This window comes from Flavobacterium cheniae (assembly GCF_004363695.1).
Classification (GTDB): domain Bacteria; phylum Bacteroidota; class Bacteroidia; order Flavobacteriales; family Flavobacteriaceae; genus Flavobacterium; species Flavobacterium cheniae.
In genome coordinates this window covers 938,149-962,535 of sequence record NZ_SNZC01000001.1, presented here as the reverse complement: position 1 = coordinate 962,535, position 24,387 = coordinate 938,149, and the positions used below count along the sequence as shown (strand labels likewise).

The following is a 24,387-nucleotide window of genomic DNA, read 5'->3' as shown; positions in this document are numbered from 1 at the left end:
TTAATCATTCCCATCAGGAAAAATTTTCCCAGGATTCAACACATTATTTGGGTCAAAAATCGCTTTGATGCGTTCCATTAATTCCAAATGTACTTTTGAAAACGCAATATCCATGTAGTTTTTTTGCACCAAACCAATACCGTGTTCGCCAGAAAGCGTTCCTTTCAAGCCAACTGTTAATTCAAAAATTTCACGAATACCTTTTGGAACTTCGGTTTTCCAATTGTCATCGGTCATGTTGCCTTTGATGATGTTGACGTGTAAATTACCATCGCCAGCATGTCCATAACACACCGATTGAAAACCATATTTTGAACCAATTTCCTTGATGCCTTTTAATAATTTTGGTAATTCATATCTCGGAACAACCGTATCTTCTTCTTTATAAATGGAATTTGCTTTTACCGCTTCCGCTAAAGAGCGACGCATTTTCCATAGTGCATTTTTTTGTTCTTCGGTATCGGCAAACAACACTTCGTCGATTTCAAATTGTTCTACTACTGCCAAAATTTGTTCCGCTTCTTGCATTAAAATTTCAGGATAATTACCATCTACTTCAATCAACAAATGCGCCTGAACGTTATCTTTGACTTCCACATTCAACCCATCGACAAATTTCAATGTCCAATCAATCGCATCGCGTTCCATAAACTCTAAAGCACTTGGGATAATTCCTGCTCTAAAAATCGCTGAAACCGCTTCACACGCTTGCTCTGCTTTATAAAACGGAACCAAAAGTAAAACGTTATGTTTATTTTGAGGTAATAATTTCAATACAATTTTAGTCACGATGCCCAAAGTTCCTTCACTTCCTACCATCAATTGCGTAAGATTATAACCCGTTGAATTTTTCAAAGTATTAGCGCCTGTCCAAATGATATCACCTGTTGGTAAAACGACTTCTAAATTCAGGACATAATCTTTGGTTACGCCATATTTCAAAGCTCTAGCGCCACCAGAATTTTCTGCAATATTTCCACCAATAAAACAACTTCCCATACTACTTGGATCTACGGGATAAAACAAGCCTTTTTCGGCAACAGCTTCACGTAAAACTTGCGTAATTACGCCAGGCTGAGTTGTAACTTGTAAATTTTGTTCATCAATTTCAATAATCTGATTGAATCGCTCCATTGAAATTCCAATTCCACCATAAATAGATAAAGCGCCACCACTCAAACCAGTACGAGCACCAATTGGTGTTGTCGGAATTTTATACGTATTCGAAACTCTTAAAATTTGCGCAACTTCTTCGGTATTTGCTGGTTTTACCACCACATGAGGCGGAAAACTCAAATCTTCCGTTTCGTCGTGACCATAGGTTTTACGAGTAGCTTCATCAGTAAAAATATAAGCCGAACCTACAATGTTTTCAAGCGCAAGTAATATTTCAGGATTCATAGTGTACAATTGAAGTGTAAAGATAATTAATTTTATGTTTTTTGGGACACAGAATTTTTCGCTCGCAAAAGCGCTAAGTCGCAAAGATTTCAAAAAAAATTGGCGGAACTTTGTGTCAAACTTAGTGCTACAAACTCAGAACCCAATACCAAAAAGCTACCGTCAGCAACGACAGCGGAATTCCAATACCAATCATCATACTACTCAATTTGGGTTTTAATCCATAATTGGAAGCTAAAATCGCACCTGTTATCATGGGCGCCATGGCAGATTCTATTATAGATACATCTATTTCTAATCCTTTTCCGCCTAATATGATTTTGTAAAGCAAGAAGAAAAAAGCGGGCATTAAAATTAATTTGAAAAATAATCCTAAAGTTAAAAATGACCAATGTTTGCTTCGGGTATCAATTTTTAATTGTAATCCAACGGCTACTAAAGCAACTGGAGTTACGGTATTTCCAATTCTTAAAAAGGAGTTTTGCAACGCTTCTGGAAATTCTAAAGTAAATATTGTACAAAAAAGTGCAATCGTAAAAGCGATAAATGGTGGGAATTTTACAATCTTCAATACGATTTCTGAAGTACTTAAATTTCCTCTTGAAAAACTAGCTGCGACTAAAATACCTAATGTAGTTACGACTACGAATGAACCGGGTTGGTCAACAATAATGGCGGTTTTTAATCCATCTGCACCATACAAAGCTTCGATAATTGGAAATCCTACGAAAGAAGTATTACTCAATCCACCGGTTAAAATTAAACATCCAATTAACTTTTTCGACCATTTGAAATACGTCCCCAAAGCATAGAAAAACACAAACGATAATCCGAAACCTAACCACGCAATTCCTAACGGATAAAGTAAAGCGAGTGAAATCGTAATTTTCGGAATGTAATACAATGCCAAAGCCGGAAGCGAAACGTAAATCACGTATTGATTCAAACTTTGATAGGCATTTTTAGGAAATTGCGGCACTTTTTGAAGCGCAACGCCCAAAATCAAGCATAAAAATAATAAAATGATGTTTTCCATTTCCTAAAATCAAGAATACAAAGGTAATTAATCATGAAGATTTCGATGTTTTATATTCCTACATTTTTTGTATTTTTACACAAAGCAAAATTCCTTTTGAAAACACCAAATAAAAAATCGGCACTTTCAGAAATTCATGGCGTGGAACAACCTGAAACGCTGAGTACCCTTGTGGCAAGTCAAATTCAACAATTCCGAAGAAAACAACCTTCGGCAGAAGAGCTGATTGCTGGAATTTTAAAAGGAGATAAAACCGCTTTGAGTCGTGCCATAACTTTAGTCGAAAGCACGAATCCTGAACATTTAGCCAAAGCAAATGAAGTAATTAAAGGTTGTTTGCCACATGCGAATCATTCGGTTCGTGTTGGAATTACCGGTGTTCCAGGTGTTGGAAAAAGTACGTTTATTGAAGCTTTTGGAAAATATTTAACTACCATCGGAAAGAAAGTCGCTGTTTTGGCTGTTGACCCGAGTTCGTCTATCAGTCACGGAAGTATTTTGGGCGATAAAACCCGTATGGAAGAATTGGTAAAAGACGAGAATGCCTATATTCGACCAAGTGCTTCGGGCGATACGTTAGGTGGCGTTGCCAGAAAAACGCGTGAAACTATTATTTTGTGTGAAGCTTGTGGATTTGATACGATTATTATTGAAACGGTTGGAGTAGGGCAAAGCGAAACTGCTGTTCACAGTATGGTCGATTTCTTTTTGTTGTTGAAAATTTCAGGCGCTGGTGATGAATTACAAGGCATCAAACGTGGCATCATGGAAATGGCAGACACTATCGTAATCAATAAAGCGGATGGTGATAATATTGCGAAAGCAAAATTAGCCAAAACCGAATTCAATAGAGCGTTGCATTTATTTCCAGCTAAATCTTCGGGTTGGATTCCAAAAGTAACGACTTGTAGTGCTTATGAACAAACAGGAATTGATGCGATTTGGGAGATCATTTCAGAGTATTTCGAATTGGTAAAAGCAAATCATTATTTCGAAGAAAAACGTCAAAATCAAAACCAATTTTGGATGATGGAAACGATTAATGAACAATTGAAATCTCACTTTTACAATCATCCGAATATCATGCAACTATTGGAAGAAAATAAAAAAGCCGTGCAAAACAATGAAATTTCACCTTTTGCAGCGGCTATGAGTTTATTAGATCAATATTTTAAAAAATAATACTGTACTCTGAACACTATTCCTGCTCGTAACGTTCAATTTCTCTATCGTAGAATTCTCCGGCAATGGTAATTAAATGTTCCATTTCTGATTCTAATTCTTTTTCGTCTTCTTCTTCAATGTCTTCTAAAAATTCTACTTCGTCATCTTTCAAGTTGATTACGAATCTTGGATATTCTAAATGGATTACGAAAATATCTTCTGGAAAATCGGTATTATCTCCGATTACAAATTTTGGTAAGTTCATGTTTTTATGATTTTAATTTCTTCTTGTTATTGTAATTGAACTTGCTCTTGTGCTTGTACTTGAACCAGTTTTTTAGTCAAATAATTAAAGCGAATATACAAAAATATTGCTGCTGCTGTTAATCCGGCTAAAAGTCCAATCCAAACGCCAACAGCTTTTAATTCGGTTTCTAATCCTAAATAAATGGAGATAGGAAATCCAATTACCCAATACGCTACAAACGTAATATACATTGGAATTTTAGCATCTTGTAAACCACGAAGTGCGCCTAAAACCACTACTTGTAACCCATCGGAAATTTGAAAAACGGCAGCAACCAAAAGTAAATTGGCTGATATTGCGATTACTTCTAAGTTTTCGGTTAGATTTTTTGCATCGTTGATATCTACGAAAATGTATGGTAAAGTCGTATGTAAGGCAACAAATAGTAAAGCAAAAACAATTTCAATCACCACAGCTAATAAGAAAATGGATATTGCTACCTTTCTTAAGGTTACATAATCATTTAATCCTTTTTGGTTTCCAATACGAATCATTGCGGTAACGCTTAATCCCATCGCAAACATAAAGGTTAAAGAAGCTAAACTCAATGCAATTTGATTCGCTGCTTGACTTGTTGTTCCAATCATTCCACATAACCAAATGGCTCCTGTAAACAACGCCACTTCAAAGAACATTTGCATGGCAGAAGGCATCCCAATTTTAATGATTTTTTGGTTGACTTCTTTCTTAATTTCTTTCAAGCTAAATCCTTTAAAATACGGATGGAATTTTGGTTTTAAATTCATTATGTAGTGCATATAGCCTAACATCACAAAACGCGAAACAATAGTTCCTACAGCGGCTCCAACGATGCCCCATTTTGGAAAAATCCAAATTCCGTAGATTAAGAAGTAATTTATAACTACGTTGGTTAAATTTCCAATAATGGTTGCCCACATCGAATATTTAGTTTCACTCAAACCGTCGGCAAACTGTTTGTACGCTTGGTACATAATTAACGGAATCAACGAAAAACCTACGATATCTAAATAAGGTTTTGCCATTTCTACAACTGCTTCGGGTTGTCCCATGTAAGCAATTAGTGGTTTCGAAAAGAAAATTAAAGTAAATAAAGCTACACCTAAAATCGTACACAAATACAATCCGTGATGAAATGCAGAACGACCACCAGCTACATCATTTTTTCCATCTGATTCTGCTACTAAAGGTGTAATTGCAGTAGAAAATCCAATTCCTAATGACATGGCAATGAAAACAAAGCTGTTTCCTAAAGACACAGCAGCTAACTCGGTTGGACCTAATTTTCCGACCATGATATTATCTACAATTCCCACAACGGTATGGCCTAACATTCCTAAAATAATAGGGTAGGCAAGTTTTAAGTTATATGAAAATTCTTTAGAGTAGTCGGAAAAAGTCATTTTGGCAATTTTGAGCAAAGGTAGTTATTTTGAAAAAGATTTTTCAATAATAAAACATTACTTAATCAACTTGTTTATTAGAAATTTTTTCTTCAATAAATGAGTAAATATCATTTGTAGCATGAAAAGTAAATTGTTTACCCTTTGTGAATTTATTTGGATGAGAGTTTTCTATATCCGATACAAAAATTGTTTTTAAAGTAAATAGACTTTTTGAATTTGGTTTTTTACTTTCTAAATAAGAAACAGAGCCATATCCATTTCCTATTGTATCGTAAATTTTAAGAGTTTTAATTTCATAATATTTTATTTCCTTTCTACTAAATGGAACTTTCCTAATTATAGAATCTTTAGTTAAAATTATTTTAGATTTTAAGCTAAAAAATATTATATAAGGAGTTAATAAAATAAAGGGTAAAGTGAAAAAAGAAATTTTCCAATAGCCATCTCTAATTAAAACATACCCAAAAATAGATGCAATAACAGATATTGCAAGTACTAGGATAAACCAAAAAAAGGAGACAAATGATTTTACGTTTACCGCGGGATATATTTTCTCCACATTATCCATTTAAGTAATTCGGGATTTAAAGTGAATTTACTTTTTTATATTAGAGTTCATGGTATCACTTTCAATAAGTCCGTCTCGTAAACGAATGATTCGGTGTGCATAAGCGGCAATGTCTTCTTCGTGAGTTACTAGAATTACAGTGTTTCCTTTGGCGTGAATTTCGTTGAATAAATTCATGATTTCCACCGAAGTTTTACTGTCTAAGTTTCCGGTTGGTTCATCGGCTAAAATGATAGAAGGTTTATTTACCAAAGCTCTCGCAACCGCCACACGCTGACGTTGACCACCCGAAAGTTGATTTGGTTTGTGATCCATTCTGTCGTTCAAGCCTACTTGTGTTAATACTTCAGTAGCACGTTCCACGCGTTCTGATTTGGAATGACCGGCATAAACCATTGGTAAAGCGACATTATCCAAAGCCGTTGTTCGTGGCATTAAGTTGAACGTTTGAAAAACGAATCCAATTTCTTTATTACGAATTCCTGCCAATTCATCGTCTTGCATTTCACTAACGTGTTTTCCGTTCAAAATGTATGTTCCAGAAGTTGGTGTGTCTAAACAACCTAAAATGTTCATCAAAGTTGATTTTCCAGAACCTGAAGGTCCCATTAAAGCTACATATTCGCCTTTATTGATTTCTAAATCGATGCCTTTTAATACATACACGATTTCGTTTCCTAAAGGAAAATCTCTTTTGATATTGGTTATTTTGATTAACGGATTTGCCATAATGAAATTAGAATTTAGCCTCTCGACTTCGCTCGAGATGACAATATTATTGATGTAATACTCTAATAAGTAGAAAAAGAAAGGAATTTGTTACATAAATAAAGCAAAACAATGATTTAATTTATCATTAAATACAACCATTGACCAAATTTATATCCTGATTTAAACAAATAAATTATTCCCAATACAATAATAAAAGGAAGTATAAATTTGAAATATTTTGATTTAAAAAAAGAAAGATTTTCCATAATAACCAATTTATAGCTGTTTGATTATTAGTGCGAAAATATAAATTTTGTTACAACTAAAAACGAATTCTTTCAAACAAATGCGAACTAATCGTTTTATTCGGATTGATGATAAAATGTTCTTTTTCTTGTTCGGCTCTAAAAAAGATAATTCCCCATTGAAACGTATCAATTGTAACCGAAACCTTTGGATGATTTTTTATGATTTCCCAAGCCTCTTCCATGTCGGCTGACCAATGAATGTCATCAAAAATCCAAACAGAATCATTTGAAATGGTTGGAATTAACGCTTCAAAATAATCTAAAGTAGCTTTTTTGGAATGATTGCCATCGAAATAGATTAGTTGATGGGTGACAGGTGAAAGGTTAAGGGTTTTAAAATAGCTTGAAAATTCTGTATTGACAAATTCAACGTTTTGAAAATTTGAATTTTGCCCTTGTAATTGAATTTGTGCTTGCTTTTGCGTATTCGGACAACCTTCTAAAGTGATGATTTTCGCATTTGAATTTCCTAACGAAAGAGCCGAAGTGGCTAATCCTAAAGAAGTTCCAATTTCTAAAATGCTTTTGGGTTGAAAATAGCGAACGATTCTAAAAAGCAATTCCGCATTTTTTGGAGTAATTCCAGCGGTTTGTGCGATTTTTGCAATTTCTCTGGTATTCGATTTAAAAACTCGTGAACCTGCACCAAAATCCGTTACTTCGATCGTGTTTTTATTTTCTAAAAGCGATTTTCTATACGATTTTAATACTTCGTATTCTTGATATTTTGTTGCATCATAAAAACATTTCATAATCAAATCAAATACAAATGGCGAATGCACTCCATGTTCGTTTTTGGAGTGTAAAAGGAATTTTATGTAAGATTTTATTTGTTGTAGCACTAAGTTTCTCAAAGTTTGGCACAAAGTAACACAAAGAATTTATAAGAAAAAAAACTTAGTGAAACTTTGTGTAAAACGTGGTGTTACATTGTGAAACTTTATTCCATTTTAGAACTCAATTCAAACCAGCGTTCTTCTTTTTCTTCTAAAGACTGAATGATTTTTTGTAATTCGTTTGCTTTCGCTTCAATTTTATCATCAGCAACTTTTCCGTCAGCGAATTCTTGTTCGATTTGTTTTTTATTGTATTCTAAATCTTTGATTTCTTTTTCAATTTTATTGAATTCCTTCTGTTCGTTGAAACTTAATCCGGTTGTAGCCGTTTGTTTTTCCTTCCAATTTGTTTTTTCAGTGCTTACCGAATTCAAAACTTTTGGTTCAGCTGAATCTTCATATGCTCTGAAATCTGAATAATTTCCAGGGAAATCTTCAATTTCGCCTTCACCTCTAAAAACAAATAAGTGATCGACAATTTTATCCATGAAATATCTATCGTGACTCACCACTAACAAACAACCAGGATAATCTAAAAGGAAACTTTCTAAAACGTTCAGCGTTACAATATCCAAATCATTTGTTGGCTCATCCAAAATTAAGAAATTCGGATTCTGAATTAAAACCGTACATAAATACAAACGTTTCAATTCGCCACCACTTAATTTTTCTACGAAATCGTATTGTTTTTTGGCATCAAATAAAAAGCGTTCCAATAATTGCGAAGCCGAAATAATTTTTCCTTTTGTCAACGGAATATATTCGCCATATTCTTTGATAATATCGATTACTTTTTGTCCTGGTTTTGGATTGATACCACTTTGGGTGTAATATCCAATTTTAATAGTATCACCAATAATTACTTTACCCGAATCAGGTTGAATGGTTTGGGTTAAAATGTTCAAGAAAGTCGATTTTCCCGTTCCGTTTTTACCAATAATTCCAATACGTTCTCCACGTTGAAATGAATAGCTAAAATCTTTTAAAATGGTTCTATCAGGAAAGTCTTTGTTCAATTTTACCATTTCGATAATCTTGCTTCCCATACGCTCCATGTTGATTTCGAGCTCTACCACATTTTCTTTTCTACGACTTTCCGCTTTTTCTTTAATCACGTAAAAATCATCTTGACGCGATTTCGATTTGGTAGTTCTAGCTTTTGGTTGACGGCGCATCCAAGCTAATTCTTTTACGAATAAGTTTTGTGCTTTGTCGATACTCGCATTTTCAGAAGCCAAACGTTCTTCTTTCTTTTCTAAATAATACGAGTAGTTGCCTTTGTATTGGTATATTTTTCCATTGTCTAATTCGATAATTTCGTTACAAACACGTTCCAAAAAGAAACGGTCGTGCGTTACCATAAACAATGTGATATTTTCTTTTGCAAAATAATCTTCTAACCATTCAATCATCTCTAAATCCAAGTGATTCGTTGGCTCGTCTAAAATCAATAAATCAGGTTTGCTAATCAAAATAATCGCTAACGAAAGTCTCTTTTTTTGTCCACCCGACATGTTTTTGACTTTCATTTTCAAGTCTTCCAACTTTAGCTTGTATAGAATTTGCTTGAATTGCGTTTCAAAATCCCAAGCATTATGTCGGTCCATATCGTCAAAAGCTCTTTGATACGCTTCTTCATCATTCGGATTTTCTAACGCTTTTTCGTAGCGTTCAATTACTTTCAGAATTTCATTATCCGAAGCAAAAATATTTTCCTCAATAGTTAATTCGTCTTGCAAATTATTGTTTTGCGACAAAAACGCCATGTTGATTTCTTTTCGAATCACCACTTGACCTGAATCAGGTTCGTCTAAACCATTAATCATGTTCATAATGGTGGTTTTTCCCGAACCGTTTTTAGCGATAAAAGCTATTTTTTGATCTTTATTAATTCCAAACGAAACGTTGTCAAACAACACACGTTCGCCATAAGATTTGGAGATATTTTCGACTGATAAGTAATTCATAATACAATTTAGAGCTGCAAAAATAGTTTATTGTAACAGATGAAACAATCTTTTGGAATTAAATAAAAAAGCCATCATTTCTGACAGCTTTTGTTTTGTTATTTTAAAATTTCTACTTCTAAATGACTTTCTTCAAAGATTTTAATAAAAGCCTTAGTGTAATCTTGTTTTTCTGACAAGTAAGGGTTTTCTAAAAATTTCTGAGGATTAACAGCAATTAACGGATACCAAGTGCTTTGTACTTGAATTTGAATTTTATGTCCTTTTTTGAAAGTATGTAAAACATCTTGTAATCTAAAATTAACTTCCGTAGTTGCGTTTGGAGTTAAAGGTTCTGGTTTTTCAAAACTATTTCTAAAACGTGCTGGCATTACCTCGCTTCTCACCATTTGGTGATAGTTGGCATAAAGTACATTTGGTTTGTCTTTATTTTGAGGTTCGTCAGCTGGATAAATATCGATTAATTTTACGATAAAATCTCCATCTGTTTCAGTTGAAGCAATTTTTAATTTAGCCATAATTTCTCCAGCTAATGTAATATCTTCCGTTAAATAATCTGTTGTAAAAGTAACTACATCAGGTCGGCTCAAGGCAAATCTTTGGTCTTCGCTCATGTAATTTCTGGGTGTGAAACCGTTATATTCAGCATAATTGATACTACTTGGAACCGGGTTGTTTGGATCACTATAGTATTCGCTAAAGTTTGCTGATTCACTTTTTTTGGTATCTAATTTTCCATTTGAACTTAGATAAAAATTCAGTTTTGTGCTTTCTTTTGGAGGCCAATTTTCAAATGTTTTCCATTCTTTCTTGCCTGTATCAAACATGTATGCTTCAGGGAGTTTTGCAGATTCTTTAGATTTTTCTTTCAAATAGTGATTGAAGAATTTATGTTCGATATTTTTTTGATAGAAAGTAGCGATACTATCTCCAAAATAAACATCGTTGTGATAGTGTTTTCCAGCTTCTCTCGACCATCCGCCGTGAGAGAAAGGTCCCATTACAATTGTGTTTTTTGCTTTAGGATTATTTTTTTCAATTGTTTTATAAATGTTCAATGGTCCGGCCAAGTCTTCTGCATCGTACCATCCGCCAACAGTCATAACTGCGTGATCGATTCCTTTTAAATGGGGTAACAAATTTCTAGATTTCCAGAAATCATCGTAATTAGGATGATTTACAATTTCTTGCATGAAAAAATTGTCTTTGTAATATTTATCAACCGCTTCTTTTAAAGTTCCAATTTCTTTATAAAAAATAGAACCATCTCTTGAAGTTGTTTTGATGGATTGGTCAGAATACCAAGCTTTATTTTCAGGTTTAGTTTTTTGAACTCCAAAAACGGGGAAAGTTTTGAAATATCCCATTAAAAAAGCACCATTATGATGAAAATCATCAAAAAAGAAATCGGAAATTGGTGCTTGCGGAGATGATGCAACTAATGCAGGATGATTGGCTAAAGTTCCAACCGCAGTATAAAATCCGGGATATGAAGTTCCATACTGTCCGACTTTTCCATTATTGTTTTTAATGTTTTTGATCAACCAATCAATCGTGTCGTAAGTATCAGTACTTTCATCAGTATCTTTCTTGCTTTTTTGAATAACTTGAGGTGTCATATTTGTAAAAGTTCCTTCACTCATGTATCTTCCTCTCACATCTTGGTAAACAAAAATGTATTTATCTTTTTGTAAAAACGCATTTGGTCCTAATGATTTTTTATAATTGTCCTCACCATAAGGGGCAACACTATAACAAGTTCTTTGCATCAAAATAGGATACTTTTTTCTAGAAGAAATGTCTTTAGGAGTATAGATGGCAGTAAAAAGTTTTGTACCATCTCTCATTGAAATATAAACTTCTTTTTTGTCGTAATTAGCTTTTATATCCTCTTGCGAGAAAATAGAAAATGATGTTAAAAATAAAATTAGGGTAACTATTTTTTTCATAAAACGAATTTTAATTTTCGAAGATATTAAGTTTTTATTCAAAATGAATATTGACTAATGTTAAAATTAAACTTTTAATTATATTCGCATCATGCAACTATCCGTAATCATCCTTAATTATAATGTGCGCTATTTTTTAGAGCAATGTGTTCTTAGTGTTCAAAAAGCATTGGAAGGAATTGATAGCGAAATCATTGTCATTGATAACGCTTCGTCTGATGATAGTTGTGAGATGATGAAAACCAAATTCCCGCACATCAAACTCATTGAAAACGCAGCTAATTTAGGTTTTCCAAAAGGAAATAACATCGGAGTAGCTCAAGCTAAAGGGAAATACATTTGCATCTTAAATCCTGATACGGTTGTTACAGAAGATACTTTTTCTAAAATACTGAACACTAAAAACTGGCAACTGAACACTGGAATTATCGGTTGTAAATTAATCGACGGTGCTGGAAATTTTCTACCCGAAAGCAAACGTGGGGTTCCAACTCCTTGGGTAGCTTTTACGAAAATCTTCGGATTGTATAAAATTTCGAATTATTTCGGAAAATATTACGCCCAACATTTATCTGAAAACGAATCAGGGAAAGTCGATATTTTAGTTGGTGCCTTTATGGTAATGAAACGTGAATTATATCTAAAAGTTGGCGGGTTTGATGAAAATTGTTTCATGTATTCAGATGATATCGATTTGAGTTATTTGGTGTTGAAAACAGGTAAATCGAATTATTACTTTCACGAAACTTCTGTGATTCATTATAAAGGTGAAAGTACAGTACGAGATGGAACCTATATGAAGCGTTTCCGTGAAGCGATGCAATTTTTCTATAAAAAGCACTTTAAGAAATCATGGTTTTTTGATGTAATGATGCAAGTGGGAAGTTTTGTTTTTAGTCTTTTGAAGAAGAATCAACAGAAGAATGAAGTTCGGATTATTGATGAATATGTCGTTTTTTCAAGAGAAAATTTAGAATTGAACCTATCAAAAAAAGCAACTTATTTGTCTGATTTTAATCAATTTGAGAACCAATCGCATAAAAACATTGAAATAATATTTGATAAGACTACTTTTAGTTTTGCTGAAATTATTACTTTTATGCAGTTAAATAAGAGTAAAAATCTAAGTTTTAAGAATTATATTTCGAGTTCGAATTACTTAATAGGAAGTAATAATTCTAACGATAGAGGACAAATAATTTTATTGTAAAAAATTATTGAATTGTTTAAAAAACGAACGAAAAATTAGTATTTTTGCAAACCAAATACAAAAACACAACTTTAGTTTAAAGATATGGCAAAGTTTGAATTGAAATTACCTAAAATGGGTGAAAGTGTTGCAGAGGCAACAGTTACTAACTGGTTAAAAAAAGTTGGTGATAAAATTGAAATGGACGAAGCAGTACTTGAAATTGCTACTGATAAAGTAGACAGTGAGGTGCCTTCAGAAGTTGCAGGAACACTTGTTGAAATTTTATTTAATACCGATGATGTAGTTCAAGTAGGACAAACTATCGCTATTATCGAAACGGAAGGTGGTGCCGTTGTAGCAACTCCAGAAGCTAAAGCAGACGCTCCAGTTGCAGTTGCAGAAGTAGCAAAAGCAGTAGAAGTAGCAAAAGAAACTGTTGCTCCAGCAGATTTTTCAGCATCAGATAAATTCTTTTCACCTTTAGTTAAAAATATTGCTAAAGAAGAAGGAATTTCATTAGTAGAATTAGAATCTATTGCTGGTTCTGGTAAAGATGGTCGAGTAAACAAAGAAGATTTATTAAATTATATCAAAAATAGAGGAAGTCAGCCTGCAGTTGTTGCAACTCCAGCGGTGGCTCCAAAAGCAAATCCAGCTCCAGTAGCTCAATCCGTTCCGGTTTCAGTAAATGGTGGTGACGAGATTGTAGAGATGGACAGAATGCGTAAGTTGATTTCGGGTTACATGGTAGCTTCGGTACAAACTTCGGCTCACGTACAATCGTTCATTGAAGTAGATGTTACGAACATCGTAAAATGGAGAGATAAAGTGAAAGCTGCTTTCGAAAAAAGAGAAGGTGAGAAGTTAACTTTTACACCAATTATGATGGAAGCGGTAGCAAAAGCATTGAAAGATTTCCCAGGAATGAATATTTCAGTTGATGGAGATTATATTATCAAACGTAAAAATATCAACTTAGGAATGGCAGCAGCTTTACCAAACGGAAACTTAATTGTTCCTGTAATTAAAAATGCTGATCAATTAAACTTAGTTGGAATGGCAAAAGCAGTAAACGATTTAGGAAACCGTGCAAAAGCAGGAAAATTAAAACCAGACGATACGCAAGGTGGAACTTATACAGTTACGAATGTGGGAACTTTTGGTTCTGTTTTTGGAACGCCAATTATCAACCAACCACAAGTAGGTATTTTAGCTTTAGGAGCGATTAGAAAAGTACCAGCTGTTATTGAAACTCCAGAAGGTGATTTCATTGGAATCCGTCAAAAAATGTTCTTATCACACTCTTATGATCACAGAGTTGTTGATGGAGCGTTAGGAGGAAGTTTTGTAAAACGTGTTGCAGATTATTTAGAAGCTTTTGATGTAAACAGAGATTTCTAAACTGAAAATAAATTTATAAGTAAACCCGATAGTTTTTAAAAGCTGTCGGGTTTTTCTATCTTTGTCCTATATAAAATCGCTATGGAATTAAAATTAACACGCCCAATCTGCTTTTTCGACCTTGAAACCACTGGAATTGATGTTGCTAGAGACCGAATTGTAGAAATCTCAATATTTAAAGTATATCCAAACGGAAATAAAGAAAGTAAAACTTGGTTGGTAAATCCTACGATTCCAATTCCGCCACAAACCACTGCGGTGCACGGAATTACCGATGAAAAAGTAGCTAATGAACCCACATTTAAAGAGTTAGCAACGCAAGTTCATAACATGATTAAAGATTCTGATTTGGCTGGATTTAATTCTGATAGATTTGATATTCCGCTTTTAGCCGAAGAATTATTGCGTGCCGAAGTTGATTTTGATATGAAAAACCGAGTTTCTGTTGATGTGCAAACGATTTTTCATAAAATGGAAGAACGAACTTTAAGTGCAGCATACAAATTCTATTGCGGACAAAGTTTAGAAAACGCTCATAGTGCTGAAGCGGATACGATGGCAACGTACGAAATCTTAAAATCACAATTAGATCGCTACGAGAATTTAGAAAACGATATGAAATCGTTATCTGAATTTACAACGCGTAAAAAATCAGTTGATTTTGCAGGATTCATTGCTTTGAATAACGAAGGAAAAGAAATTTTTACCTTTGGAAAACATAAAGGTGCTTTGGTAGATGATGTTTTTGATAAAGAACCAGGTTATTTTGGATGGATTCAAAATGCTGATTTTCCGTTATATACTAAAAAAGTACTTACAGGAATTAAATTAAGAAAGTTAAATACTAAATAAGGTGAAAGGTAATGGGTGAAAGTTAAAAGGTTCTACCCATTGCCCTTAACCATTTACCCTTAACCTAAAAAAAATGAAAATAATCTGCATAGGTCGAAATTACGCCGACCATATTTCGGAGTTGAATAATGAAAGACCAACAGAACCGGTAATCTTTATGAAACCTGATTCTGCAATTTTGCCAAATAAGAATCCATTTGTGATTCCGGCTTTCAGTAATGATATTCATCATGAAGTGGAAATTTTGGTAAAGATTTGCCGAGTAGGGAAACATATCGATGCTAAATTTGCTAATAAATATTATGAAGAAATTGGTTTAGGAATTGATTTTACCGCTCGAGATGTGCAAAGTAAGTTGAAAGAGAAAGGGTTACCTTGGGAAAAAGCAAAGGCATTTGACCATTCAGCGGTAATTGGAAGCTTTACGTCGAAAAAAAATTATACTTCGTTAGAAAATATTAACTTTGAGTTAAAATCAAATGGAACCACCGTTCAGGAGGGTAATACTAGTTTGATGTTGTGGAAAATAGATGAGTTAATAGCTTATGTTTCACAATATTTTACGTTAAAAATTGGAGATATTATTTTTACAGGTACTCCAAAAGGTGTTGCAAAAGTTACAGAAGGTGATGTTTTGGAAGGTTTTATAGAAGGAAAATCGATGTTTAAAATTCAAATCAGATAGTTATGGCATTACAATACAATTTAGCGAAGGTTTATGAAATTTCTGAAAACGATATTGAATTTGCATTGCAAATCGTAACCTTATTTTTTGAAGAGGTTCCGGCGGAAATAAAATCCATCAAAGTAGCTATCGAAGAAAAAGACTATACTAGAACTTATGCTTCTTGCCATAAAATAAAGCCGACTTTAGATTTATTAGGAATGGACTTAGCTTATGAAGAGAACATTCAAATCATGACTTGGGCAAAAGCCGAAGGTAAAAGAAAAGAAATTAAAGAAGTATTCAAATCGTTAAAAAGTAGAATTGATTTAGCAGTAAAAGAAATAAAAAAAGATTTCAAGTTGTAACATTCTGTTTTTTAAATTCCCCAATCTATTAAATATTCAAAATGAAAGCTGCTATAGTAACCATTGGCGATGAAATTCTTATTGGCCAAATTGTCGATACGAATTCTTCTTATATTGCCAAAGCTCTTGATAAAATCGGAATTGCAACGCATGAAATGTTGTCGATTTCAGATGACAAACAACATATTTTAGACACGTTTAATTCGCTTCAAAATAAAGTGAATGTAGTTATCGTAACTGGTGGATTAGGTCCAACAAAAGACGATATTACTAAGAAAACTTTTTGCGACTATTTTGAAGATACTTTAGTGGAAAATGAAGCCGTTTTGTTGCATGTAAAATCTATTATTGAAGGGATTTATAAACGTCCAATCACACAAATTAATAGAGAACAAGCGTTAGTTCCTACAAAAGCAAAAGTGCTTTTTAATCAAGCCGGAACAGCGCCAGGAATGTGGGTGGAGAAAGAAAATACGGTTTTTATTTCGTTGCCAGGCGTTCCTTATGAAATGAAATATTTGGTTGATAATGAAGTGATTCCAAATTTAGTTAAAAAATTTGAACGTCCTTATATTGTGCATCAAACCATTATGACTTATGGTCGTGGAGAGAGCATGATTGCTGAACAAATTGAAGAATGGGAAGATAATTTACCTGATTTTATCAAATTAGCGTATTTACCAAGTCCAGGGAAAGTTCGTTTGCGATTAACAGCAAGAGGAACAAATGAAGAATTGCTGAAAAATGAAATAAAACAGCAAGTTGAAAAGCTCGATTTGTTAATTCATGATATAATTGTAGGGTATAACGAAGATGAACCTATTGAGGTAGTTTTAGGAAGGTTATTGACTGAAAAAAAGATAACAATTTCAACAGCGGAAAGTTGTACGGGTGGAAAAATAGCGGCAACTTTATCCGCGGTTCCAGGGGCATCAAATTATTTTAAGGGAAGTGTCGTAAGTTATGCTACTCAGACTAAAATAAATGTGTTAGGGATTGCTAATGAGGCTGTTGTTAAATATGGAGTTGTAAGTACAGAAGTTGCTACTGAAATGGCAAAATCAGTGCAAAAAATAATGAATTCTGATTTTGCAATTGCCACTACAGGAAATGCTGGCCCAACAAAAGGAGATGAAGCGTCAGAATTAGGAACGGTTTTCATTGCTATTGCTACTCCAAATGGGGTTTTTGTGGAAGAATTTAATTTTGGACAACCCCGTGAAAAGGTTATTGACAGGGCGGTTAGTAAAGCATTAGAATTAATTTATAAAGAAATTTTAAAAAAATAACAAAAGATAGTTGTGTATATGAAATCGATTTTGTTTCTTTGCACCCTGATTTTAGATAACGAAATAAAGCTGAATAATAATGTCAAGAGTTTGTGAACTTACAGGTAAAAGAGCAATGGTAGGGAACAATGTTTCTCACGCTATGAACAAAACGAAGAGAAAATTCTCTGTTAACTTAGTAAAAAAACGTTTTTACATTCCTGAAGAAGATAGATGGGTAACGTTGAAAATTTCAACTGCTGCATTAAAAACTATTAATAAAAATGGAATTGCTGCTGTATTGAAAAATGCAAAAGCAAACGGATTTGTAAAATCTGTATAATCCGCAATAATATATATCAAAATGGCAAAGAAAGGTAATAGAATCCAAGTTATTTTAGAATGTACTGAGCACAAAACTTCTGGAGTTCCAGGAACGTCTCGTTACATTACTACGAAAAACAAAAAAAACACTCCAGATAGATTAGAGATTAAAAAATTTAATCCAATCTTGAAAAGAGTAACTGTACATAAAGAAATTAAATAAGATAAGTCATGGCAAAGAAAACCGTAGCAACTTTACAAACAGCTTCTAAAAGATTAACCAAAGCTATTAAAATGGTTAAATCTCCAAAAACTGGCGCTTACACATTCGTTGAATCTGTGATGGCTCCTGAATTAGTTGATGAATTCTTGAAAAAGAAATAATTCATAAAACAATTATATAGATAAGCTACTTTCGTTTGAAAGTAGCTTTTTTATTTTTACATTTGTCAGATAATTGATTTTGCAGTAAATACAAAATCAGTAAAAGCTTAAACCCTATTTAGTATGAGTTTTTTTAAAAAAATATTCTCTTCGGAAAAGAAAGAGCCCGTATTAAACGAGCAAGAGAAGCAAACTTTAGATAAAGGTTTAGAGAAATCGAAAACGTCGTTTTTTTCTAAGCTTACTAAAGCTGTTGCTGGAAAATCGAAAGTGGATGCTGAAGTATTGGATAATTTAGAAGAAATTTTAGTATCTTCAGATGTTGGTGTTAATACTACATTAAAGATTATTGAACGTATAGAAGAGCGTGTTTCAAAAGATAAATATTTAGGAACTGACGAATTAAATAGCATTCTTCGTGAAGAAATTGCTGGTTTATTATCGGAAACCAATTCAGGTGAAGCAACTCAGTTTGAAATTCCAGCTAACACAAAGCCTTATGTTATTATGGTAGTTGGTGTTAATGGTGTTGGTAAGACAACTACTATCGGTAAATTAGCTTACCAGTTTAAGAAAGCAGGTTATAACGTTGTTTTAGGAGCTGCGGATACGTTTAGAGCAGCTGCTATTGATCAATTGCAAATTTGGGCAGATAGAGTAGGTGTGCCAATCGTAAAACAACAAATGGGAAGTGATCCTGCATCGGTAGCTTTTGATACATTACAGAGTGCAGTAGCTCAAAATGCTGATGTTGTAATTATCGATACTGCGGGTCGTTTACACAATAAAGTTGGTTTAATGAACGAACTTTCTAAAGTGAAAAAAGTAATGCAAAAAGTGGTAGAAAATACACCAAATGATGTACTTTTGGTTTTAGATGGTTCTACTGGTCAAAATGCTTTTGAACAAGCAAAACAATTTACAGCAGCTACAGAAGTTTCTTGTTTAGCGGTTACAAAATTAGACGGAACAGCAAAAGGAGGAGTTGTAATTGGAATTTCTGACCAATTTCAAATCCCTGTAAAATATATTGGAGTAGGGGAAGGAATCGAAGATTTACAAGTGTTTAATAAATATGAATTTGTGGATTCGTTTTTTAAATAAGATTTAAACTGTGAAAGAACTTTTAAAATATAGAACAGTTCAGTTATTTTTAGCGGCTGTTGTAATGGCTTTAGTTGCCATTCCATTTAGTGATTATGATTTTGTATTTCTAACATTAAGATTGGCTTCTTTTGCCATATTTATGTACTTACTGATTAAGTTTACAAGCGGTAAGAAGAAAGCAAAAAAATAAAAAATAAATGCTGTTAATTAATGACAGCATTTATTTTTTGCCAAAGTTCGTTGTCAAAGTCAGAAAGTGCAAAATTTGTCCCATCGGCAGCATCACCCATTCGAATAATAACTAATTTTTTACTTGGCACAACATATATTTTTTGATCATCTTTACCTAAAGCACAATACATGTCATTCGGAGCGTTAGGTATTAAAGTTCCATTAAATTGAAATTGAGTTTGGGGTAATCGATAACTACTTTTCCCATTTAACCACCACATATATCCATAAGCCAAATTTAAATTTTGAGATGTCGAAGTTGAATTTCTGAAGTAAGAATTATTAATAATTTGATTGCCATTCCAATTTCCTAAATTCAAAGCTAATAACCCAAATCTTGCCATACTTCTTGTGTTACTTCTGTAAACTCTATTTTCACCGCTTTGAAACCAAAACCCCGTCATTCCTATTCTATCTCTTAATTTAGTATTGAAATAGTTTGTCCAAGTTTGTCCAGTAGATGCAGCGACTACATCTTGTAATTTGACATATACGTTATGATATGCCCAACGTGTTCCAGCATCAGCTACGTATTGTAAATTAGCAGGAGAAACATCATCTCCTAAGGCATCATTTAATCCCGATGACATCGTTAAAAGATGTTTGTTGGTAATTAGATTTTCTTTAGAAATCGGAGCACTTGTCCAGCCTGTTCCAAGATAATCCGAAACTTTATTATTGATGTTTAAATATCCTTCTTGTTCAGCTATACCAGTAACGGTTGCGGTTAATGTTTTTCCTGCACTTGCCCAGTACCAGGTGTCAGTAGCACTGTGACCATTAAAATAGTTTTCCATTACAATTTTTCCATTATGAAGAATAATAAAACCTTTAGTGTTTTTTAACTCTAAATAATCTAATAAAGGTTGTACTTGAGTTTCATTCCATCCAAGTGATGCTATTGTTTTGGTTTCCCATGTAGAAGAACCAATAGGAGGAAAATACATAGCTTCTTCGTTAGATGAATTTCCATCATCTGAATTACAACTCCATAATGAAGTAATAAGGATAAAAAGTAGTGATATTTTTTTCATAGCTAAATTAATTTTAGAACTTATACAAGTTAGACAATAAAAATACAGAATAGTTTAATTCGAATGATTTTTAATTGTAATTTTATAGTCTAATTTGGTAAATATAGTATGAAGAAAATTCTTTTTTTAATTGTTTTAGGCTCAGTTCTTTCGTGTAAACAGAAGATTACGGATGCTGATATTTCGAATTTAAATGGCTATTGGGAAATTGAAAAAGTAGAACTTCCAGATGGTGATAAGAAAGAATATAAAGTAAATGAAACTATCGATTTTTTTAAAATAGATGGCAATAAAGGTTTTAGAAAAAAAGTAATGCCTCAATTAGACGGGACCTATTTAACTAATGATATCCAGGAAGATATTGTTATTGCTGTTAAAGATGGTGATGCTACAATTCAGTATAAAACCACTTATGCTAGTTGGAAAGAAGAAATTATCGAGTTGACAAAAGATAAATTAGTAGTTAAAAACGAGCAAGATTTAGAATATCATTATAAAAGACCGGTGAAATTTTCTGTAAAGTAAGTTATGGCAAAGCGATTCAATGAAGAAAGTCCGATAGGAGATGTGTTGAAACAATTTATTTCTCAAAATAAGTTGGAAGCTGGTATGGATGTGGTTAATGTTCGTGATGCTTGGAAAAATTTAATGGGAAATGGCGTGAATAATTATACAACGGAAATTCAATTAAAAGGTTCTACCCTTTATGTAGCTTTGTCTTCTGCTGTTTTGCGAGAGGAATTAAGTTACGGAAAAGATAAAATCATAAGAATGATAAATGAAGAATTAAGGAAAGATTTGGTAACGAATTTGGTTCTTAGATAAAAAAAATCCCGATTCATTGAATCGGGATTTTTTTATATAATTAATTCTAGAATTAGAATTGCTCTCTTCCTGAAAAATGGAAAGCACCTTCAATAGCTGCATTTTCATCAGAATCAGATCCGTGAACTGCATTTTCACCAATAGAAGTAGCGTATTTTTTACGGATAGTTCCTTCAGCTGCATCAGCAGGATTTGTAGCTCCAATTAAAGTTCTGAAATCCTCAACTGCGTTATCTTTTTCTAAGATAGCAGCTACAATTGGACCTCTTGTCATAAATTCAACTAATTCACCAAAAAATGGTCTTGCAGCGTGAACAGCATAAAAAGCTTGTGCATCAGCAATAGTTAATTGAGTTAATTTCAAAGAAACAATTTTGAAACCACCTTCTGTAATCATGTTTAAGATTCCACCAATATGTCCGTTTTCTACAGCATCTGGTTTAATCATTGTAAAAGTTCTGTTTGTTGCCATTTTTTAAATTTTTTGCAAAGGTACCATTTTAATTAGGTTTTGCAATATTGTTTTTTATTATTTTGTAATTGTTCTAGCTACTCTAAAACCATAAAATTCATGCGTTTTATTTGGTTCTGTAGAAATTCTGTTAGCAGGTCTTACATAATTTGGTTGGCTATCCCAAGAACCACCTCTTACGGTTCTTCTTTCTCCCATTTCTGGTCCTCTAGGGTTTTCTCCTTTTTCTTGTTTGTAGAAATCTTTATTGTACCAGTCCCAACACCATTCCCATACGTTTCCACTCATATCGTGTAATCCTAATTCATTAGGTAATTTTGTTCCAATAGTATGAGGACTTCCTTTGCTATTTCCTTTGTGCCAAGCAATATCATCTAAATTATTACTACCACTGTACTTGAAAGATTTTGATGAAGCACCCCCTTTTGCAGCAAATTCCCATTCTGCCTCAGTTGGTAATCTATACCCATTTGCTTTGAAGTTGCAAATAAAGTTTGGTCCTTTTTTAGAATAAACTGGTTGAAGTTTTTCTTTTTTGCTTAACCAGTTACAGTAAGCAATCGCTTCGTTCCAAGTTACTCCATTAATAGGGTAATTATCTTGCCATCCCCAAGTTGGTTTAACGGGCATTTTCATTTTATTAGCTTTGATGAATTGTTTCCATTCCCAAACGGTTACTTCAAATTTGCTAATTTCAAATGTATTAAGATTAACGGTATGTTCTTTTTGTTCATCAACATCAGCTAATCCATCAGAATCTTTTGAACCCATTTTAAAAGTTCCACCTTGAATTCTGATTAAGTTGCTGTCAATAAGACTGTTTTTAAATGCAAATAATGATAAAAGGGTAATTAATAATGTAGAATAAAATGTAATTTTTTTCATAAGTTTTGTTATTAATTTAGGTGTGCAAATATAATAATAATATAACATTGATGTATTAAATTGTTATAAAAACGAATTTTTATCTCAATTTAATGTTAAAAAATTAAATATATTGTTTTTTATCGAATAAAAGTGTTTTTAGTCGATATTTTTAAATAATAACAATGTTGAAATTTTGCTTTAATGGTTGTAAACGAGAGCTTAAAAGTAAGAAAAAAGCTTCAAAATTATTTACTTCGTCGTAGAAATCCGCGAAATTTGATTTTCTTTCTTGTAAAGTTTGATTTGGAAATAATTCATTTTGAAGTTGAATAATTTGGTCTAGTCTTTCTTTATGAATTCTCTTTTCTGCTTTCAGAAGTTTCTTTTCTAAAGTATCAAGACCTTTTAATTGTTTTACTTCTTGTGCTTTTACAGCTCCTAAAAATGACTTATCGGTTTTATTTGCAATTTCATATAAAGCTTTAAATTGATTTTTTAGAAATTCTTTTTGTTCGCTGAAATCAATTGTAAAATCGGACAATGCTTTGGTTTTTTCATTAACTAAAATTTGCTGGTTTTGGAACACATCTGCCCAATTAAGATTTAATCTTTCCATTTTTTTAACCTGTTTTTTTGTAGCAACTAATACAGAGTTTCTGAGCAATAAAATTGGAAAGGCAATAGTGTTTGCTTCAAAATTTGATTTTAGCTCTAACCAGTATGCTAATTCACCTCCACCACCTATATAGCAAAGGTTTGGCAAAATAATCTCTTGGTATAACGGACGTAAAATTACATTCGGACTAAAATTTTCAGGATTTTTTTCTAGTTCGGTTAGTATTTCACTTTCTGAAAATGTTAATAATGTATTGTTGATTTTGTAATTTCCGTTTTCAAAAACGATGCGTTCTCTTAAATTATCCTGAATATAAAATAGATTAATTTCTCTCGGATTTACCTGAACATTATATTCTTTTAATAACGGAAGCGTTTCATTTACTTTTTTAAATGAAGTTTGATGTATTAATTCGTTTTTAGCGAAAGGAATAAATAGTTTTTTTAGTTCTGAATCGTCTCCATCAAGGATAACTAAGCCTTCATTTTTAAATAATTCATTTGCTAAATAGCGAGTTGCATCGGCTAAATTATCATGTTCTAAATACGTTTTTTTAAAAAGTTCACGAACGCAATTCGCATTATTTCCTAAGCCTAATTCGTTTGAAAATTTCTCAAATACTTCTTCTAGTCCAGAGTTGTTCAATCTACCAACAGGTCCATTGCTCTCTTTTTTCCATTGAACTTTATTGCCTTTGAAATTGAAGTAATTGATTTCATCAAAATCGTGATCTTCGGTCGCCATCCAATAAATAGGAACAAAATTGTTTTCTGGATAAGTATTCTTTAATTCTTTAGTTAAATTAATAACCGAAATAATTTTATAGAGAAAGTATAAAGGACCAGTAAATAAATTTAGCTGATGACCTGTTGTAATAGTATACGTATTTGATTTCTTTAAGAGTTCAATATTTTTAGAAGTTGCTTCAGAAATTTCGAACTTTTGATATTGATTTAGTAATGCATTAGCTAAAATTTCTCTGTTCTCAATTGGAAAATTTTTGCTTTTTTCTTCAATTTGAAGTTTAAAGTTTTCTAATGTTGGAAACCGATTGTATAACGACTTTAATTCAGCCTTTTGGTCTAAATAATCTACAATTAATCTTGAAAAATATCCCGAATTTTGATACGTAATACAGTCGTTTGGCATT

At 32.7% G+C, this 24,387-nt stretch carries 27 protein-coding genes; 14 read left to right on the top strand and 13 right to left on the bottom strand.

Going from position 1 to position 24,387, the window contains the following annotated elements:
• The gene (locus tag C8D80_RS04675; protein WP_133607857.1) at positions 1-1,401 is read right to left on the bottom strand and encodes an FAD-binding oxidoreductase; all 1,401 of its coding nucleotides are present in this window, start codon (positions 1,399-1,401) and stop codon (positions 1-3) included.
• A gap of 127 nt (positions 1,402-1,528) precedes the next feature.
• On the bottom strand, positions 1,529-2,437 hold the full coding sequence (locus C8D80_RS04670) for an AEC family transporter (protein ID WP_133607855.1): 909 nt from the start codon (positions 2,435-2,437) through the stop codon (positions 1,529-1,531).
• A 33-nt stretch (positions 2,438-2,470) separates the two neighbouring features.
• Between C8D80_RS04670 and meaB the strand changes: the two genes are divergently transcribed.
• A complete protein-coding gene (gene meaB, locus C8D80_RS04665) occupies positions 2,471-3,619 on the top strand; it encodes a methylmalonyl Co-A mutase-associated GTPase MeaB (RefSeq protein ID WP_394364574.1) in 1,149 nt (382 codons plus the stop codon).
• Between the two features lie 16 nt (positions 3,620-3,635).
• Here the strand turns inward: meaB and C8D80_RS04660 are convergent, their stop codons facing one another.
• The 7 genes from C8D80_RS04660 to C8D80_RS04630 all read right to left on the bottom strand — a co-directional run bounded on the left by C8D80_RS04660 (position 3,636) and on the right by C8D80_RS04630 (position 11,632).
• Entirely contained in the window at positions 3,636-3,866 is a 231-nt protein-coding gene (locus tag C8D80_RS04660) for a hypothetical protein (protein WP_008253940.1), read from the bottom strand.
• Between the two features lie 26 nt (positions 3,867-3,892).
• Positions 3,893-5,290: an MATE family efflux transporter gene (locus tag C8D80_RS04655; RefSeq protein ID WP_133607853.1), complete on the bottom strand. Its 1,398-nt coding sequence runs from the start codon at positions 5,288-5,290 to the stop codon at positions 3,893-3,895.
• 61 nt (positions 5,291-5,351) lie between these two features.
• On the bottom strand, positions 5,352-5,852 hold the full coding sequence (locus C8D80_RS04650; RefSeq protein ID WP_133607851.1) for a hypothetical protein: 501 nt from the start codon (positions 5,850-5,852) through the stop codon (positions 5,352-5,354).
• A gap of 36 nt (positions 5,853-5,888) precedes the next feature.
• Positions 5,889-6,590 (bottom strand): ABC transporter ATP-binding protein, encoded by a 702-nt coding sequence (locus tag C8D80_RS04645; protein ID WP_133607849.1) that lies wholly within the window; start codon positions 6,588-6,590, stop codon positions 5,889-5,891.
• A 304-nt stretch (positions 6,591-6,894) separates the two neighbouring features.
• On the bottom strand, positions 6,895-7,722 hold the full coding sequence (locus C8D80_RS04640) for an O-methyltransferase (RefSeq protein ID WP_133608008.1): 828 nt from the start codon (positions 7,720-7,722) through the stop codon (positions 6,895-6,897).
• 98 nt (positions 7,723-7,820) lie between these two features.
• The gene (locus C8D80_RS04635; protein ID WP_133607847.1) at positions 7,821-9,683 is read right to left on the bottom strand and encodes an ABC-F family ATP-binding cassette domain-containing protein; all 1,863 of its coding nucleotides are present in this window, start codon (positions 9,681-9,683) and stop codon (positions 7,821-7,823) included.
• 98 nt (positions 9,684-9,781) lie between these two features.
• On the bottom strand, positions 9,782-11,632 hold the full coding sequence (locus C8D80_RS04630) for a CocE/NonD family hydrolase (RefSeq protein WP_133607845.1): 1,851 nt from the start codon (positions 11,630-11,632) through the stop codon (positions 9,782-9,784).
• A 91-nt stretch (positions 11,633-11,723) separates the two neighbouring features.
• On the opposite strand from C8D80_RS04630, the gene C8D80_RS04625 reads away from it, so the two are divergent.
• From C8D80_RS04625 to C8D80_RS04575, 11 genes are all read left to right on the top strand, one after another.
• Complete coding sequence (locus tag C8D80_RS04625) at positions 11,724-12,842, top strand: glycosyltransferase family 2 protein (RefSeq protein WP_133607843.1); 1,119 nt, start codon at positions 11,724-11,726, stop codon at positions 12,840-12,842.
• A gap of 84 nt (positions 12,843-12,926) precedes the next feature.
• A complete protein-coding gene (locus C8D80_RS04620; RefSeq protein WP_133607841.1) occupies positions 12,927-14,225 on the top strand; it encodes a dihydrolipoamide acetyltransferase family protein in 1,299 nt (432 codons plus the stop codon).
• 81 nt (positions 14,226-14,306) lie between these two features.
• A complete protein-coding gene (locus tag C8D80_RS04615) occupies positions 14,307-15,077 on the top strand; it encodes a 3'-5' exonuclease (protein ID WP_133607839.1) in 771 nt (256 codons plus the stop codon).
• Positions 15,078-15,150: 73 nt separating this feature from the next.
• Positions 15,151-15,762, top strand: coding sequence for a fumarylacetoacetate hydrolase family protein (locus tag C8D80_RS04610; RefSeq protein WP_133607837.1), 612 nt, complete (start codon positions 15,151-15,153; stop codon positions 15,760-15,762).
• Between the two features lie 2 nt (positions 15,763-15,764).
• The gene (locus tag C8D80_RS04605) at positions 15,765-16,109 is read left to right on the top strand and encodes a histidine kinase (protein ID WP_133607835.1); all 345 of its coding nucleotides are present in this window, start codon (positions 15,765-15,767) and stop codon (positions 16,107-16,109) included.
• 41 nt (positions 16,110-16,150) lie between these two features.
• Positions 16,151-17,398: a CinA family nicotinamide mononucleotide deamidase-related protein gene (locus tag C8D80_RS04600; RefSeq protein WP_133607833.1), complete on the top strand. Its 1,248-nt coding sequence runs from the start codon at positions 16,151-16,153 to the stop codon at positions 17,396-17,398.
• A gap of 79 nt (positions 17,399-17,477) precedes the next feature.
• Positions 17,478-17,720, top strand: coding sequence for a 50S ribosomal protein L28 (rpmB, locus tag C8D80_RS04595; RefSeq protein ID WP_008253904.1), 243 nt, complete (start codon positions 17,478-17,480; stop codon positions 17,718-17,720).
• A gap of 21 nt (positions 17,721-17,741) precedes the next feature.
• Positions 17,742-17,924, top strand: coding sequence for a 50S ribosomal protein L33 (gene rpmG, locus C8D80_RS04590; RefSeq protein WP_008253902.1), 183 nt, complete (start codon positions 17,742-17,744; stop codon positions 17,922-17,924).
• Between the two features lie 8 nt (positions 17,925-17,932).
• The gene (locus C8D80_RS04585) at positions 17,933-18,085 is read left to right on the top strand and encodes a DUF4295 domain-containing protein (RefSeq protein WP_113988621.1); all 153 of its coding nucleotides are present in this window, start codon (positions 17,933-17,935) and stop codon (positions 18,083-18,085) included.
• Positions 18,086-18,208: 123 nt separating this feature from the next.
• Positions 18,209-19,189, top strand: coding sequence for a signal recognition particle-docking protein FtsY (gene ftsY / locus C8D80_RS04580; RefSeq protein ID WP_133607831.1), 981 nt, complete (start codon positions 18,209-18,211; stop codon positions 19,187-19,189).
• Positions 19,190-19,199: 10 nt separating this feature from the next.
• Positions 19,200-19,382, top strand: coding sequence for a hypothetical protein (locus C8D80_RS04575; RefSeq protein ID WP_133607829.1), 183 nt, complete (start codon positions 19,200-19,202; stop codon positions 19,380-19,382).
• A 13-nt stretch (positions 19,383-19,395) separates the two neighbouring features.
• On the opposite strand, the gene C8D80_RS04570 is transcribed toward C8D80_RS04575, so the two are convergent.
• On the bottom strand, positions 19,396-20,457 hold the full coding sequence (locus tag C8D80_RS04570) for a serine hydrolase domain-containing protein (protein ID WP_133607827.1): 1,062 nt from the start codon (positions 20,455-20,457) through the stop codon (positions 19,396-19,398).
• 108 nt (positions 20,458-20,565) lie between these two features.
• Here C8D80_RS04570 and C8D80_RS04565 point away from each other — a divergent pair, with 108 nt between their 5' ends.
• Positions 20,566-20,982, top strand: a complete 417-nt coding sequence (locus C8D80_RS04565; protein ID WP_133607825.1) for a lipocalin-like domain-containing protein — start codon at positions 20,566-20,568, stop codon at positions 20,980-20,982.
• 3 nt (positions 20,983-20,985) lie between these two features.
• On the top strand, positions 20,986-21,282 hold the full coding sequence (locus C8D80_RS04560) for a DUF721 domain-containing protein (protein ID WP_133607823.1): 297 nt from the start codon (positions 20,986-20,988) through the stop codon (positions 21,280-21,282).
• Positions 21,283-21,334: 52 nt separating this feature from the next.
• Here the strand turns inward: C8D80_RS04560 and C8D80_RS04555 are convergent, their stop codons facing one another.
• The 3 genes from C8D80_RS04555 to bshC all read right to left on the bottom strand — a co-directional run bounded on the left by C8D80_RS04555 (position 21,335) and on the right by bshC (position 24,386).
• The gene (locus C8D80_RS04555) at positions 21,335-21,754 is read right to left on the bottom strand and encodes a nucleoside-diphosphate kinase (protein WP_133607821.1); all 420 of its coding nucleotides are present in this window, start codon (positions 21,752-21,754) and stop codon (positions 21,335-21,337) included.
• Between the two features lie 57 nt (positions 21,755-21,811).
• Positions 21,812-22,639: a formylglycine-generating enzyme family protein gene (locus C8D80_RS04550; RefSeq protein WP_158633801.1), complete on the bottom strand. Its 828-nt coding sequence runs from the start codon at positions 22,637-22,639 to the stop codon at positions 21,812-21,814.
• Between the two features lie 151 nt (positions 22,640-22,790).
• Positions 22,791-24,386 (bottom strand): bacillithiol biosynthesis cysteine-adding enzyme BshC, encoded by a 1,596-nt coding sequence (bshC, locus tag C8D80_RS04545; RefSeq protein WP_133607817.1) that lies wholly within the window; start codon positions 24,384-24,386, stop codon positions 22,791-22,793.
• Between the last annotated feature and the right edge of the window lies 1 nt (position 24,387).